The sequence below is a fragment of the Chloroflexus sp. genome, assembly GCF_056331925.1.
In genome coordinates this window covers 32163-47252 of the sequence record NZ_JBWGQH010000008.1, presented here as the reverse complement: position 1 = coordinate 47252, position 15090 = coordinate 32163, and the positions used below count along the sequence as shown (strand labels likewise).

Annotated in this window: 16 protein-coding genes and 1 tRNA gene; 7 read left to right on the top strand and 10 right to left on the bottom strand. The window is 53.6% G+C overall.

The window, feature by feature from the left end; all coding sequences use genetic code 11:
- Positions 1–69 precede the first annotated feature (69 nt).
- On the bottom strand, positions 70–654 hold the full coding sequence (locus AC01ZF_RS05885; protein WP_424675370.1) for an ANTAR domain-containing response regulator: 585 nt from the start codon (positions 652–654) through the stop codon (positions 70–72).
- A 247-nt stretch (positions 655–901) separates the two neighbouring features.
- Here AC01ZF_RS05885 and AC01ZF_RS05880 point away from each other — a divergent pair, with 247 nt between their 5' ends.
- The 4 genes from AC01ZF_RS05880 to AC01ZF_RS05865 all read left to right on the top strand — a co-directional run bounded on the left by AC01ZF_RS05880 (position 902) and on the right by AC01ZF_RS05865 (position 3950).
- Complete coding sequence (locus AC01ZF_RS05880; RefSeq protein WP_476575203.1) at positions 902–1558, top strand: O-methyltransferase; 657 nt, start codon at positions 902–904, stop codon at positions 1556–1558.
- Positions 1559–1705: 147 nt separating this feature from the next.
- Entirely contained in the window at positions 1706–3463 is a 1758-nt protein-coding gene (locus tag AC01ZF_RS05875) for a GAF domain-containing SpoIIE family protein phosphatase (protein WP_424675369.1), read from the top strand.
- A 51-nt stretch (positions 3464–3514) separates the two neighbouring features.
- Positions 3515–3605 (top strand) — tRNA-Ser (locus AC01ZF_RS05870).
- A 51-nt stretch (positions 3606–3656) separates the two neighbouring features.
- Positions 3657–3950: a DUF2203 domain-containing protein gene (locus AC01ZF_RS05865; RefSeq protein WP_424675368.1), complete on the top strand. Its 294-nt coding sequence runs from the start codon at positions 3657–3659 to the stop codon at positions 3948–3950.
- Between the two features lie 16 nt (positions 3951–3966).
- Here AC01ZF_RS05865 and mnhG read toward each other — a convergent pair whose 3' ends face one another.
- From mnhG to mbhE, 7 genes are all read right to left on the bottom strand, one after another.
- Complete coding sequence (gene mnhG, locus AC01ZF_RS05860) at positions 3967–4320, bottom strand: monovalent cation/H(+) antiporter subunit G (protein ID WP_424675387.1); 354 nt, start codon at positions 4318–4320, stop codon at positions 3967–3969.
- On the bottom strand, positions 4320–4574 hold the full coding sequence (locus AC01ZF_RS05855) for an MrpF/PhaF family protein (protein WP_424675367.1): 255 nt from the start codon (positions 4572–4574) through the stop codon (positions 4320–4322). Before AC01ZF_RS05855 ends, mnhG begins: the two co-directional genes overlap by 1 nt.
- Before the next feature lie 17 nt (positions 4575–4591).
- Positions 4592–5104, bottom strand: a complete 513-nt coding sequence (locus AC01ZF_RS05850) for a Na+/H+ antiporter subunit E (RefSeq protein WP_424675366.1) — start codon at positions 5102–5104, stop codon at positions 4592–4594.
- Positions 5105–5112: 8 nt separating this feature from the next.
- A complete protein-coding gene (locus AC01ZF_RS05845; RefSeq protein ID WP_424675365.1) occupies positions 5113–6630 on the bottom strand; it encodes a proton-conducting transporter transmembrane domain-containing protein in 1518 nt (505 codons plus the stop codon).
- Between the two features lie 66 nt (positions 6631–6696).
- Positions 6697–7047: a sodium:proton antiporter gene (locus tag AC01ZF_RS05840; protein WP_287904910.1), complete on the bottom strand. Its 351-nt coding sequence runs from the start codon at positions 7045–7047 to the stop codon at positions 6697–6699.
- Positions 7044–7589 (bottom strand): Na+/H+ antiporter subunit B, encoded by a 546-nt coding sequence (locus AC01ZF_RS05835; RefSeq protein WP_428111516.1) that lies wholly within the window; start codon positions 7587–7589, stop codon positions 7044–7046. The genes AC01ZF_RS05840 and AC01ZF_RS05835 overlap by 4 nt, the downstream gene beginning before the upstream one ends.
- A complete protein-coding gene (mbhE, locus tag AC01ZF_RS05830) occupies positions 7525–9897 on the bottom strand; it encodes a hydrogen gas-evolving membrane-bound hydrogenase subunit E (RefSeq protein WP_476575202.1) in 2373 nt (790 codons plus the stop codon). The genes AC01ZF_RS05835 and mbhE overlap by 65 nt, the downstream gene beginning before the upstream one ends.
- 259 nt (positions 9898–10156) lie before the next feature.
- Between mbhE and AC01ZF_RS05825 the strand changes: the two genes are divergently transcribed.
- A complete protein-coding gene (locus AC01ZF_RS05825) occupies positions 10157–10537 on the top strand; it encodes a cupredoxin domain-containing protein (protein ID WP_476575201.1) in 381 nt (126 codons plus the stop codon).
- A gap of 9 nt (positions 10538–10546) precedes the next feature.
- On the opposite strand, the gene AC01ZF_RS05820 is transcribed toward AC01ZF_RS05825, so the two are convergent.
- The gene (locus AC01ZF_RS05820; RefSeq protein WP_424675361.1) at positions 10547–11656 is read right to left on the bottom strand and encodes a calcium/sodium antiporter; all 1110 of its coding nucleotides are present in this window, start codon (positions 11654–11656) and stop codon (positions 10547–10549) included.
- A gap of 330 nt (positions 11657–11986) precedes the next feature.
- Between AC01ZF_RS05820 and AC01ZF_RS05815 the strand changes: the two genes are divergently transcribed.
- The gene (locus tag AC01ZF_RS05815; RefSeq protein WP_424675360.1) at positions 11987–12982 is read left to right on the top strand and encodes a TerC family protein; all 996 of its coding nucleotides are present in this window, start codon (positions 11987–11989) and stop codon (positions 12980–12982) included.
- Between the two features lie 72 nt (positions 12983–13054).
- Here AC01ZF_RS05815 and AC01ZF_RS05810 read toward each other — a convergent pair whose 3' ends face one another.
- On the bottom strand, positions 13055–13987 hold the full coding sequence (locus tag AC01ZF_RS05810) for an alpha/beta fold hydrolase (protein ID WP_476575200.1): 933 nt from the start codon (positions 13985–13987) through the stop codon (positions 13055–13057).
- A 192-nt stretch (positions 13988–14179) separates the two neighbouring features.
- Here AC01ZF_RS05810 and panB point away from each other — a divergent pair, with 192 nt between their 5' ends.
- Positions 14180–15019 carry a 3-methyl-2-oxobutanoate hydroxymethyltransferase gene (gene panB, locus AC01ZF_RS05805; RefSeq protein WP_424675358.1) on the top strand — a complete coding sequence of 280 codons (840 nt, stop codon included), beginning with the start codon at positions 14180–14182 and terminating at the stop codon, positions 15017–15019.
- Positions 15020–15090: the final 71 nt, after the last annotated feature.

Genomic DNA, 15090 nt, shown 5'->3' with positions numbered 1-15090 from the left:
CTATCATATCCCTTCGCGATCTTTGCGTCCTTCGCGTCTTTGCGTTTCCCACCCTCTGCGCCTTCCGAGTCACGAGCCAAGCAACTCTTCCGCCTCGATAATCGCCTGCGCAATATCCTTCATCTTAGTACGTTTATCACGAGCACGCTGGCGCAGCCGCTCGTAAGCGTCACGCTCAGTAAGGCCAAGGCGTTGCATAAGGATACCCTTCGCCCGCTCGATCAACTTACGTGCCTCAAGTGCCTCTTGCAACTCGAGATTCTCATTCCGCAAACTCTGCATTTCTCGATGGCGTGCTAAAGCAATCGCAATTGCCGGTGGCAACTCTTGCTCATTCACCGGCTTCACTAAATAGGCCAGCGCACCAGCAGCTTCGGCACGTCGAATCGTCTCCTTATCGGCAAACGCCGTCAACATCACAACCGGTATTCCCGTCTGATCACGGATTCGCGAGGTTGCTTCGGTACCGTCCATCTCCGGCATCCGAATATCCATAATCACCAGATCAGGTTTCAGGCGACTAGCCAGCATTACCGCCTCTGCACCGGTGCGAGCAATACCAACTACCTCGTAGCCCAACCCCTTCAGTTGCTCTTCAAGAGTGAGCGAAACGAGATCATTATCCTCGGCAATTAGGATACGAATCGCGGCCACGGCTGCCCTCCCGCTGCAAACTTACGCATATGTGATAACTCAGATCATACCACAAGATAGGCATCACCGTAAGACGTTCAGCCTTCTATCTTGCCCGTAACCGAGAACAGATAGCCACAGATCGTACTTCAATAATGCCAAGGGTGTGATACAATTTAGTCTGAGCCGAATTGTTTGCATATGCAACTGACGCCATTGGGGCGACAGCCGCATGTACCACCGCGAAAATCTAGGTTAGGAGGGCGTGATGCGATACGACATCACGAATACTGCAATTGAAGACTATCTCCACGATCTGATGCCACCGCGTGACGAGGTTTTGGCAAGCCTTGAAACACGCGCCAAACAGCAGGGTCTATCACTCGTTGGGCCGGTACAAGGGCAATTTCTCTATTTACAAGCACTGATGATGAATGCCCGCAACGCGCTCGAAGTCGGTATCACTACGGGATACGCCGCAATCTACATTATGAAGGCACTCCGCCAAACCGGTGGCAAGATGACGGCTATCGAACGCAACCCTGAGCGCGTGAAGTTGGCTACCGAGGTGATCAGTGCAGCGGGAATGAGCGATCTGATCACCATTCATCTCGGTGAATGGTACGAGTTGTTACCATCGCTGAACGAACAATTTGACCTGATCTTCCTCGATGTGCTCCGCAGTTCATCCAACGATATGCAGGCAACCCAGGCCCTGGAGTTGTGTGTTCCTCTCTTGCAACCTGGTGGTGTCCTGATTGCCGATAACGTGCTGTGTAGCGCGCAAGTGCTTGAAGAAGACGTTTCGCCACTCGTGCGTGGCATCCAACGCTTCAATCGGGCAATTATGGAACATCCGCAGCTTGAGTCGGTGATCATTCCGTTGCGTGACGGGGTTTCGATCAGTCGGAAAAAGCTCTCATAGCCCATCTCAACGAATAAACGTAGTGGATCGCGCACGAGCGAACAACGAGCGCAACGATCCATTCGTTTATTCGTTGTTGGATGTCTTTTTACTCTACCCACACCATCTCACTTCACTCGTCTGACGATCAGCTTAGTTTACTATATTATGTCATCTCAACGTATTGCTGAATGGGCCGCATTACGCTCACTTACTCACGCACTGAATCAAACCCGCGATTTGCGTGTCGCCCTCGATGCAGCGCTTACACATATTCTAGAGCTAACCGGATTAGAGGCGGGCTGGATCTATCTCCGCGATGAGCGAGATCAGTTCGTCCTTGCCGCTCGCCATCGGCTCCCGCCGGCTCTCAACTATCCCGGGTTAGCCTGGCAAGGTGAATGCGCGTGTCAGGTGGCATGCCAAACCGGCCAACTCCGCGAGCCATCGCTCATTGACTGTTCGCGGCTACGCATTGCTATTGGGGATAAGCGTGGTCTTTCCCACCACGTTTCGGTCGAGTTGCACGATGGCCTACGCACGGTTGGTTTACTCAACCTCGCGACGAGTCGTTGGGCGCGACTTGCAATTGCCGATCAACACCTGATCGCTGCTATTAGTCACATATTGGGGACGGCTATCGCCCAAGCGCGTCTCTATGCGGAAGTAAGCGTTCGACGAGGACAAGAACGACGCGCCTTACTGTCACTCTCACAAGAGTTACTCGGCAGTGACGATCTTGAGCCGACGTTGCAGCGGCTTCTCCGCATCGGCACTCGCCTACTCGACGCCGACGCCTGTGCGTTTATCGAGGCTGATGAAGAGGGTGGACGAGCTATCTTACGGGCATGTCATGGCTGGGAGCTACCATCAGATCAGGCTTGGCCGATGATCCTTGATGATGAGCATCCACACTTGTGGTATTTGCCAGAACGCAGCAGCCAACTACCGGCAGAAACCCTCCAACGCTTACCACCACTCTTATGCCGACAAAACTTTCAAGGTCATCTTGCGGTACCGATTGAGATTGGTGGCACACCGATCGGCCTGCTGATGGTCAATACTGTTTCTAGCCGTACCTTTCTCGATAGCGAAGCAGAGCTGCTTGGCCTGCTTGCCAGCCAATTAGCCCAATTGATCGACCGCGAACGACTTCATCAGGCAGAGCTTGCACGTCAGCGACTCGAGCGTGAACTTGATTTGGCGAGTGAAATACAGGCGAGTTTTTTACCCGATTGTTGTCCACTGTTACCGGGCTGGCACATTGAAGCCTTCTACCGCGCCGCCCGCCGCGTCGGTGGCGATTTTTACGATTTTATCGAGACGTCACCCACTGCCTCCGGCCATAATCCACGCTTCGGGATAGTTATTGCCGATGTCACCGATAAAGGCGTCCCGGCTGCACTCTTTATGGCCCTTTCACGAACCATCTTGCGGGCAAGTGCCATCGACGGTCGACCGCCGGTTGCCGTTCTCCAACGTGCTAACCGCATTATCCTCGCCGACTCGCGCGCCGGTCTGTTCGTTACTTGCTTCTATGCCCTGCTTGACCCGAGCACCGGCCATCTTACGTATGCCAACGGTGGTCATAATTACCCTTTACTCTATCAACGGGCTACCGGACAGGTTACACCGCTCGCTGCACAAGGGATTGTACTTGGCATCATTCCCGATCCGCAGTTTACACCTGGCGAAATCATCCTCGAACCGGGTGATGTTGTGCTGTTCTACACCGACGGCATCACCGAAGCGATGAATCCACAGCGCGAACTATTCGGTGATGAGCGCTTGTCCACAGTACTACGCTCCGTCAGTCACCTCTCACCACACGAGATTGTAGAGGCCATCCTGCAAGCCGTCTCCGCTTTCGTCAGTGATACCCCGCAAGCCGACGATATGACCATGGTGGTGCTTAAGCGGGTGTGAACCGCTTGCACAGATCGCTCGATCTCGCTATAATAAGCCAAGACGCGACACGGGGAGATGACGGAGTGGTTGAACGTGCCCGTCTCGAAAACGGGTAGGGCCTAATAAGCCCTCGTGAGTTCGAATCTCACTCTCCCCGCCAATTTGCGCCCGACCTGCCACAGGTTGGGCGCTGCGATTTTTGAGGTGTGCTATGACTCCAACCGAACAGCGGTTGCGTGAACAGCTCGAAGAACAACTGCGCCTCAATGAGTGGCTGTATGAGCAGCTCGAACGGCAACGAGCCATGAATGCCGAATTACGAAAGGCTGTCGCCGACCTCGCCCGTGCCTTCCAAGAGTCACTCGCTGCTGCCGTTGCAGCCGGTGAAGCCGGCGATATCGACGCAATCCGACGCTTGACCCGCGCGAACCAGCAGTATTGGCAACACTATTTGCAGCAGATTGTGGCAGCCGCCCAACGCGGTTCGTCGGCAGACAATCGGTAACCGGTGCGGTTATGACTTAGCGTAACCGACCTTGTTCCATATCGTATTTACCGACCAAATCGTCTTGCACCGTCTGTGGTGCGCGGCGTACTCCGGTCAAATAGGCAGCCCGATCAAGCATATGGGCAGCAACCGGTGCCGTTAACAAGAAAAATGCAATTAAGGCTATCATCTTTGCGGCTGCTACCAGATCACCATGATGGACTGCGACTGATAGTAGCACACCGGTTACGCCTAACGTACCGGCTTTGCCCGTGGCGTGAACGCGGGTGTAGAGGTCAGGCAGCTTTAACATACCAATCGCCGCCAACAACATGAACACGACACCGATAGTTGCCAGCACGAGGGTTACAATCTCTTTGAGATCCATCAACTACGCCCCTCCTCAATATAGCGCGCAATCGCCACCGTGCTAAGAAAACCTAAGACGGCAACGACCAAGATCGCATCAACAAGCGCTAACTGATCGGTTATCACCACATACAGTGCCACCAACGCAACAACGTGTACCATCAGGGTATCGAACGCCATTGCTCGGTCGGGAATACTCGGTCCCATCAAGAGACGAGCAGTGCAGAGTATCATCGAGATCGCGACAATCCCCATTAATATTGCTATCAGCATATTGAACATAGCTACCTCTACGGCAACAATTCCATCACCCGCCGCTCGAAATTCTGCTTAATATCGTCCCGCACTGCATCGGCATCTTGCACATCAATACAGTGAATGTAAATCGTGCGCCGATCCGTTGACACGTCAAGCGATACCGTCCCTGGCGTCAGTGTGATCAGGTTAGCCAGCACGGTAATCCCGGCATCACTCTTCACATCAAGTGGAATAGCGATAATGCCCGGTCTAATATCAGCTACCCGTCGGAAGAGCACAATCCGGGCCATATCAATATTTGCCTTGAGAATACTCCATAAGGCAAACCCAATAAAGGAAATCCATTTCAGCGTTAGCCGTGCATAGTTCCGATTATCGATACGCGAGCGGCCCAACCCCCCGTCGGTAAATGGCGCGCTCAGGAAGCGGCTTGCAAGCGTCACCAGACTGTAGCTGATGATGAGCCCAACGATGAGATCGGGCAGGGTAAAACTGCTCTGCAAAGCCATCCACGTCAGGGTGAGTATCAGCACCAATACGATCATATCGACCTCTACTTCACTGCAGCCCGATACACCGCTTCACAACCATCTGCCCCACAGACGGCGGTAATGTATGTTGCCCGGTCAAACGCCTGTTGCCCGGCAATCGTGTTGTACTCAACGAATGGCCCCGCCAGCAAGCCAAGAGCCACACTCAGGATAACGAGGGCTGCACCCGGTGCGAGCAACCCAAAACGCACCCGCGGTAACCGATTAACATCTTCGTATGACTTCTTCCAGAAGACTTCGTTCCAAATTTTGAGCATCGAGAAGAAGGTCAGAATACTCGTGCCGGCGGCAACAGCCGTGATCAGATACTCCTGTTGGCTGACACCTACTTGCAAGAGAATGAGTTTGCCAATAAAGCCACTCAGTGGTGGAATGCCGGCCAGCGAGAGAATCCCAAGGAACCAGAACAACGCCAGCCATGGTTCACGCCGGGCCAGACCGCCCATCTTCTTCAGATCGCCGGTCCCGTTGATTTGTTCGGCAGCTCCCCCGATAAAGAACAGTGCCATCTTGACGATCATAACGTGGGCGGTAAAGACAAGACCGGCGGCGAGACCGGCAGCACTCGCCAAGCCTAACCCCATCACGCTATAGCCGATCTGACTGATGATATGAAAGCTGAGGATGCGGCGTACATTCATCTGCGCCACTGCCCCCAACACGCCAATCACCATCGTCAGACCGGCCAACAGGATGATCCACGGCCCATAGATCGCCAATTCGTTCTGGAACAGCAACCCAAACACTCGGTAAAGTGAATAGACACCCACCTTCGTCATCAAGCCACTAAAGATTGCCGTTACCGCGACCGGCGGTGTATGGTAACTCGATGGTAGCCAGAAGAAGAGGGGAACAATTGCTGCTTTGCTGCCAAAGGCAAAGAGAAAGATGCCGGCCAGCACCGTCTGCAAACCGGGATTACCGAGCGTTGCCATACGCTCGGCAATATGCGCCATATTGAGCGTCCCGGCAAACCCGTAGGTCAATCCACACCCAAACAGAAAACTGGTACTACCCAACAGATTGAGCACCACATACTTTAAACCACCTTCGAGCTGGTCACGGCTACCACCGAGCGTTATCAGGCCAAATGAGGCCACCAGCAATACCTCAAACCAAACGTACAGGTTGAAGAGATCGCCGGTCAGAAACGCACCGCTGACGCCGAGCAACAAGAGTAACAAGAGTGGATAGTAGAAGTGTCGTTCGCGCTCGTTATCTACCGAGTAAAAGCTATAGATGACGGTAGGAAGCATGAGCAATGCTGCCAGCATCACCATAAGCGCGCTCATGCCATCAACGACCAGCGAGATACCAAACGGCGCCAGCCAACCCGATGCCTGCGCCACTAACGGCCCCCTTGTCGGCACAACACTCATCAGCCATAGGCCGTACCCGAGGTTGATGAGTATGCTGGTGATGGTAATAGTCCTCGCAACGAGGCGTTGGCGGTGAAGCAAAACGGCCAGTGCTGCACCGATCAGCGGTGAAACAATCGGCACGAAGAGATGAAAAACCATGGTGCTATTCCTGCCATTCGCTATACTGCGCGCTAAGGCACCAACTATTCGCCCAACAGTGTTCCCTTACAATCGGTCAGTTGTCGAAAGATCATCAAGATCGTCGCTTCCAACCGCCTGATTCGAGCGATAGGCCAGTGCTAACACAAAAGCGGTAAACCCAAAACTGATCACGATAGCGGTTAAAATCAGTGCCTGCACCAACGGATCGGCGACACCGGGTGGCGGTTGGCCGTTAGCATCAACCAGTGGCGGTGCGCCACGGCGCACTCCATCGCCCATAGTGAAGATGAGCAGGTTGACGCCATGACTCAACATGATTAGCCCCAAAATCAGCTTGACCACGGAGCGGCGCAGCATCAAGTAGGTAGCACCGCCGAATAGCGAACCGATTGCAATCGCCAACAGGATGATCATGCAACCTCCTCGCCCTCTGCTTCAACAGGCGCCGATTTCATTGCCGGTAAGGGGAAGAGGGTAGGCTCTTCGACCAGCAATAAAGCGATCTTTGTCGTCACCCCAATCACCGTTAGATACACCCCTACATCAAACAGTACCGGCGTACCGATCTTACCAACACCAGGGATCGGTTCAGGCAACCAAAAAGCCTGCATGTAGGGTAAGCCGGAAAACAATGCCGGCACACCCCAAATCGCGCCAAAAAAGACCCCAAAGGCAGCCAACATGAGATAATTGATCGGCAAAATCCGGCGAGCCGTCTTCGGCCCAAACGCGATCATTTGGAGGATGATTGCGCTTGCGGCTAACAAGCCGCCGATAAAGCCACCGCCAGGGAGATTGTGCCCACGCAGCAGCATAAATATCGATAGGAGCATCAGCAGCGGCATCATCAGCCGGCTGATCGTGCGCAGAATCAGCGAGTCGTAGAGAGCACTATCTCTGGGTATCGATCGGTTCGCCGACCAGTTCGGTAGTGGGAACTCGTTCCGGTGTGACATTATCTTTCCCCTGTCGTAGACGCAACAACCCGTAGATACCGAGCAGAGCAATAAACAAGACGGTAATTTCGCCCATTGTATCGAAACCGCGGAAGTCAACCAAAATCACGTTGACCACGTTGGCGCCTTTGCCCTTCTCAAGGCTATTTTCGAGAAAGAACGGAGCCAATGAAGCGAAGGAGGTATTGGTAGCGATAGCCAATACCAAACCGCCCATCAGTACGCCCATCACGGTTGCGAGGATCGCATCGCGTCGCCGCACCCACGCCGCCGAAAAGCTCTCGAACCGCACCGGCAGAACAGAGAAGACGAGTAACAAAAAGACAGTAGAGAGCACTTCGATCAACAGTTGGGTTAAGGCGAGATCGGGAGCCGAGAAGAGCACGAACAGGAGCGAAACCATCGCACCGACCACGCCGACAGCAATAATGGCTCCCAAGCGGGTACGCGCCCGAATAGTAGCGATTACGCCAATGGGAATGAGCGACGCGGCCAGTATCTCATAAAACTGCAATTGCGGATCAACGTCGAAGCGAACCGCATCGAAACCAAACCTTACAAACGGCACCCCAACAAACACCAACATCGTCAGTGCGGTGATCAAGATATAGCGCCGCAACTGACCCGATTGGAGCATGCGGGTCAACGCCGTAGCACCGGCCAGAGTTTGTTCAATCAGACGGTCGAAAATCATATCGCCCCGCGACCACACCGGCCAACCACGCAGATCCGCCAATTGCTCACCGAAGCGTGCCAACACCGCGCCCATCACAATCGCGCTAAGGCTGACGAGCAGCGCCGGATTGATCCCGTGCCAGAGGGCCAATTCGACCTCAAGCGCCTTACCGTAGATCGCCGAGCTGGCCGGTCCGATCAATCCGCTTATCGGGCCGAGCAATGCCAGAGGGATGAGCAGCGACAACAAGGCCGGCACGCCAGGACCGACCAACATCCCCGGTGTGGGGTCAGTAATGTGTTGCTGCATCATGGCCATACTGCGCTGACCGAGAAAGGTATTGCTAAACAACCGCCAGCCGGTAATCAGATACGCCACTGCGGTCACGGCAATTGCTGCCACTGCCAACACACTGAGCGTTGCGCCGAGTTCGGTCTCGAGGGCCGCCTCCAGCATCAGCTCTTTGGCAACAAAACCAAACATTACCGGAATACCACCAAACGAAAGCAGAGCCAACGCTGTAATCACCATCGTGATCGGCATATACGAACGTAGCCCACCCAGCCGCCGCAGATCGCGCGTTCCACACTCATGGTCGATCACACCGGCCAGCATGAACAGGGCCGATTTATAGAGGGCATGGGCCAAAATATTGGTCGCCACCCCTTCAGCGCCATACTTACCACCCAGACCGATCTGCATTGTCAAAGCACCTAACATACTGATGGTAGTATAGGCGAGCATCGCCTTGAGATCGAACTGACGCATTGCCACAATTGCGGCGAAGGTCATGGTAGTACCACCAACCACGGCCAGTGTCACGTCCCATAGGGCGGTACCGCCCAGTGCCGCGCTGAGCCGCGCCATCAAGTAGACACCGGCCTTGACCATCGTTGCCGAATGGAGGAAGGCACTCGCCGGCGTTGGTGCTTGCATCGCCCCCGGCAACCAGAAGTGAAACGGAACTTGGGCCGACTTGGTAAAACAGCCTATAAGGATCAACACCACTGCGGCTGGATAAAGCGCATGGGTTTGCAAGCGATCACCGGCGGCCAGAATATCGCTCAACTCGTAACTTCCGGCAGCTTGCCCTAGCAACAGTAAGCCAACCAGCAGTGCCAACCCACCACCACCGGTCACGAGAAGTGAATGCAACGCGCCACGCCGGGCATCGGCGTAATCGTGCTTGTAGCCGATCAGCAAATACGACGTAACCGAGGTCAATTCCCAGAACACGAACATCGTCAGTACATTACCGGCCAATACCAATCCGAGCATTGCCCCCATAAACAGCATCAGGTAGGCTAGAAAGCGGCCCAGACCACTGTCCTTGGCAAGATAATGACCGGCATAACCGACGATCAGCGTTCCGATCCCGCTGATAATCAGCGCGAAGAGTAAACTTAACCCATCAAGGGTAAAGCTAAGCTGAAGCCCCAACGCCGGTACCCAATCGATCCGCTCAGCGACATGGCCGCCTGACCAGACCGGGCCGGCCTGTACGAGTGTCAAGCCAAAGATCGCCAGCGGGATCAGAGCCAACCCCCACGCAATCCGTTCACGACCGGAAGCGCGAGCAATCAGCGCCAACGGTGCTGCGGCTAGTGCAATCAATACCAGTGGATAGAGCATGCTCTCCTCAACCAACTACTGTAGAAACTTGACGCTTCACTGAGGGTAAGATTAACAAGCAGGATACCGATGGCTGCTACAATAATTACTACACACCGATTGCCAATGCACACAGTAATACATTAGCCCATCTACTTGCCATACCGGCAAGCGATTACACAACAGCCGATCATTCTTTGAAGGTTAGGTCTTTTGCCATTTTACCCGAAAACCGCTAAGCTGTCACAGGCGACCTATCATACATCGCACGCAGAGTATCATGATGAAGACAACACTTCATTCGCTGACCAAGCACATTGTGCTCATTACCGTCGTTCTTATCGCTGGACTGCTCTTGCTCAGCGCTTGCGGTGAACCGCTGCGTGAACGCACGATTGAAATCACCGCGACCGAAATGCGCTTTGATCCTGACCGGGTCGAAGCCCAAACCGGCGAACAGATTTTTATCCGTCTCCGCAATCGCGGCCAAGTTGCGCACAGCTTTACCATCGAACTTCCAGCCGGTGATCGCACCGTCTCAGCCGATCCGGGCGTTGATGCAATTTTGACGTTTCGAGCACCGGCTCCCGGCGAATACCGGTTTTATTGCCGTATTCCCGGCCACGAAGCGCAACAGGGCGTATTAGTTGTCCTACCGTAAGGCGGTGGATTACGATTGCACCTTCTGCCAATCACGGCGACGGATGGCGTGGAAGGTTAGAATGGCGAGCGTTACCACCGTGATCGGCAAGACAAACGACACCATCACACTGCTAAACGCCGGTAGTGCATCGTGCTGAGTTGCAGCCAATAACACGTAAGTCGTATAAGCGATGTAGTAGCTTAAGAAGAGCACGCCTTCCCATCGATTAATACTAAGACCGGTGATGAAAATAGGCAATGTAGCGAAAGCGACCGCAAGCATCACCGGGAGATCAAAGGTGCTCACTGCCGGAGCTACCTGCAATCCACCGGGGGTCACCAGGGCTGCCAACCCAAGAATGCCGAGAATATTGAAGATATTACTGCCAATGACATTACCGACGGCAATATCACGCTCTCGCTTGATGGTAGCCACAATCGATGCAACCACTTCGGGTAATGACGTACCGGCAGCGACAATGGTTAGACCAATAACTACATCGCTCACCCCAAAGGCTCGGGCGAGCATCGTCGCACCGTCGACCAACCAGTTTGAGCCGAAGCTCAAGCACAGCAGCCCACCGACAATAAAACCGAGGTTGACGAACCACACGCGCGGAGAACGTTGCTCTGGTAACGTGTTCGGACCGAACTCTTGAGCAAACTCGACCTGAGCAGCCATACTCTCTTTACGGCTAGCGTAGATCGCCCAGATGGTATAGATCAACAACAGACTAAACAAGAGGAATCCATCGAGCCAACCTATGACACCATCGAGCGCTAACCCGGCAAAAAGAAGGGAAATGACTATCATCAACGGCACTTCTCGCCGGATGAGCTGCACAGCGACGATCAACGGACTAATTAGCGCACAAGCACCCAGAATGAAGAGAATATTGAAAATATTACTGCCAATCACATTCCCTACCGCAATATCGCTCTTACCAGCTAAACCGGCTTGAATACTCACAGCCAGCTCAGGCGAACTCGTCCCAAACGCCACGACCGTTAGACCAACGACGAGCGGCGAAATACCGACCAGCACCGCCAATCGGCTCGCACCGCGCACCAATAACTCACCACCAATGCTGAGGAAGATCAAGCCACCGATTAATAACGACAGTACCGTACCGGTCATTGTAATACCTGCTCCTACTATCGATTAAGTGTGATCAATGATATTACCACAATCGTTGATAATATCAGTAAATAACTTTAATTGTGAGTGAGGTTTTTCGTTATTCCGAGTACCATCCTGCAACAGGCAGGTAGGAATTTTTTCCCTATGATAAACGGTCAACATACGCTATAGTTCAAGAGGTTGGGGAGTAGCCGCCTGCGCTGTGCAGGTCGATGCCGCCGTCAAGACGGAATACATTATTCCCGGTTGCATCGAGTATTAGATACTGGCGAGACCGACGCAGGAGAACTGCGCTCGGCTCGCCTTTTTCATGAGGAGTAGTGTCAAATGTTCGACACATTATGGGTTTGGATTGGATTTAATCTGTTTGTTCTTGCACTGCTCGCAATTGACCTAGGCGTGTTTCACCGTGAAGCACACGAAGTCTCGTTACGTGAAGCAGCCATTTGGAGTGTGGTCTGGATTACTCTAGCCCTGTTGTTCAACGTGGGTCTGTACGTTTTCTGGGATCAGATCATGCCGGGGAGCAGTCTCAGTGCGAGTGATGCGGGGCTAGCGTTCTTAACCGGCTATCTGATAGAAAAAGCGCTGAGTGTTGATAATATCTTCGTCTTTGTACTAATCTTCTCGTATTTTGCAGTACCGGCTAAATACCAACATCGCGTGCTATTCTGGGGAATCATAGGCGCACTCATTATGCGCGGAACGATGATTTTGGCCGGCGCCGCCTTGATCAAGCAATTCCACTGGATTATTTGGATATTCGGTGCCTTCTTGATCTTCACAGGAATCCGCATGGCGCTCTCCCAAGACGAGCAAGTTGAGCCAGAGAAAAATCCGGTCGTGCAGATGTTCCGTCGCTTTGTACCGATTAGCGATCGCTACGACGGACAAAAGTTTTTCACCCGTCACAATGGTGTCTTGATGGCGACACCATTGTTGCTCGTCTTGGTGATGGTCGAAACCACCGATCTGATCTTCGCCGTGGATTCAATCCCGGCCATTTTTGCCGTCACCCAAGAACCGTTTATCGTCTACACATCAAACGTCTTTGCGATTTTGGGCTTGCGTGCGCTCTACTTTGTCCTCGCCGGCGTGGTGCATCTATTCCACTACCTCAAATTGGGGTTATCGGTAGTGTTGTCCTTTGTGGGGATAAAAATGCTCTTACCCGACCTGAGTGCTGCGCTCGTCGGGGTAAGCTGGAAGATTCCGACCGGAGTCTCACTTGGAGTGGTAGCAACGGTTATCACCGTATCGATCATCGCATCGCTCGTGCGGGCACGAACGGTGGCAGCCGGCGAACACATCGCATCATCATAAACCACGATTGTAAAGGGGCGCAACATATTTGCGCCCCTTCGTATCGAACCCCTCTTATGCTCGACAACACCCCTAACTATCAGAATGGAGATATTGGTATTCGTCGTGAAGTGGCGATGGTACCAATTCGGCAATCAGATGAACGATCTGATCGGGCTGTTCTTGATGTGGCATATGACCACAGCGCTCGAGATGAATATAAAGCGCACGTTGCTCTAACAACACCTCAGTTGCTTCGATCATTTCACCATCGACAATCAAGTCGTGTTCGCCGGCAATCAGCACGGTTGGTATTGCGCATTGGCTCACCAGATCAAGATAGCGGTGACAGCGAAAAAAAGCATCGATGGCCAGCCAGCGCAACGCCGAGAGGGTAGCCCGACGTTGGATGGGGTGGTGAATCCGCGCCCACACTCGCCGACGTAAAAAGCGCTGCTCACGTGCCGGCAACGCATAAAGATTAGCGTAGAAGGGTTGCAGACTGAGAAAGGCTAACTCCTGCGAGCGTTGCATCCCCGCTAACACCAACTCACCGATCCCCGGTAAGAGAAGCGTCCATTGCTCGACACGCGGGAAATGCCGCTTGATCGGCAGGCAACCGCCGACCAGAATTTGCTGTTGGACGACATCGGGCAGACCGATACTCAGACGTTGGGCAATCATCGCACCGAGCGAATGCCCAACCAGCGTTACCGATTGCAACCCCAGCTTCCCGATGAATTCAGCCATCGTGCGGGCAAAGAACGTGAGGCTGTAGCCCGCAGTCGGGCCAGAACTGCGGCCAAAGCCGGGGAGATCGGGAGCAATCACGCGGTAGGCGCGGGCGAGTTGGGGAATAATAGAACGCCAGGTATCGGCTTCATCACCTAAACCGTGGATAAGAAGGAGGATCGGTGCAGTTGCTGAGCCGGCATCATAATAAAAAATATCATAGTGAGACAGCGCAACACGCCGAGCATACGGAACAAGATGAGCCGGGATATCCATCGTTGGATGTAGTTTCATAACATGTAGATGTAGGAGAGGCGACACTTGTTAGATCGTAAGCGAATAACATGATTTTGTCAAATATCTTTTAGGATAGATAGTACTTTATTCAGTCATACACCGGTAATCATCCCCCCTTTTGTACTATTCCGTGCTACAATCGTCAGACCGGAATAACCGGTAACAAATGTTAGACAAAAGGAGCCGGCAATGCGTACAACAATTCGGGATATTCAGCAGATGCGTGCCCGCGGCGAGCGCATTCCGATGGTCACCGCCTATGACTATACGTCAGCCCAAATCGCCGATCGCGCCGGGATTCCGATGATTCTGGTGGGCGACTCGTTAGGGATGGTAGTGTTGGGCCACGAGTCGACGGTACCGGTGACCCTCGACGAAATGATCCACCATACTCGCGCGGTCGTGCGTGGCGCACGGAACGCACTGATCATCGGTGATTTACCATTTCTGACGTATGCTTCACCAGAACAGGCGGTGATTAGTGCCGGACGGATGTTGCAAGAAGCCGGTGCGCAAGCGGTGAAGCTGGAAGGTGGCGTGCATATTGCGCCGACGATTGCCCGGTTGGTTCATTTGGGTATCCCGGTCATGGGGCATATCGGCTTTACGCCGCAAGCGGTCAATCAGATCGGGTTGCGAGTACAGGGGCGCCGGGCCAACGAGGCGCGGCAGTTGCTGGAAGATGCGCTGGCCGTACAAGAGGCCGGTGCATTTGCCATTGTGCTTGAGCTGGTACCCGCCGAATTGGCCCAGGCGATTACCGAACGTCTCCACATTCCGACGATTGGGATCGGGGCCGGGGCCGGTTGTAGTGGACAAGTACAGGTTTGGCATGATTTACTTGGGCTGTACAGTGATTTTGTGCCACGTCATGCCCGTCGCTACACCGATCTAGCAACGATGATCGGGGAAGCACTGACGCAATACGCGCAAGATGTACGTACCGGTACATTTCCCGGTCCTGAACATAGCAGCCGAATGGATCCGACAGAATTGGCAGCAGCATTGGGCAACCTCGATGAGTCGTGAGAACGGTCAGCCGGCGTCGCCATCACGAAGACGCAGATCGGTGAGCAATTGGCAGACAAGAGGAAGATGTT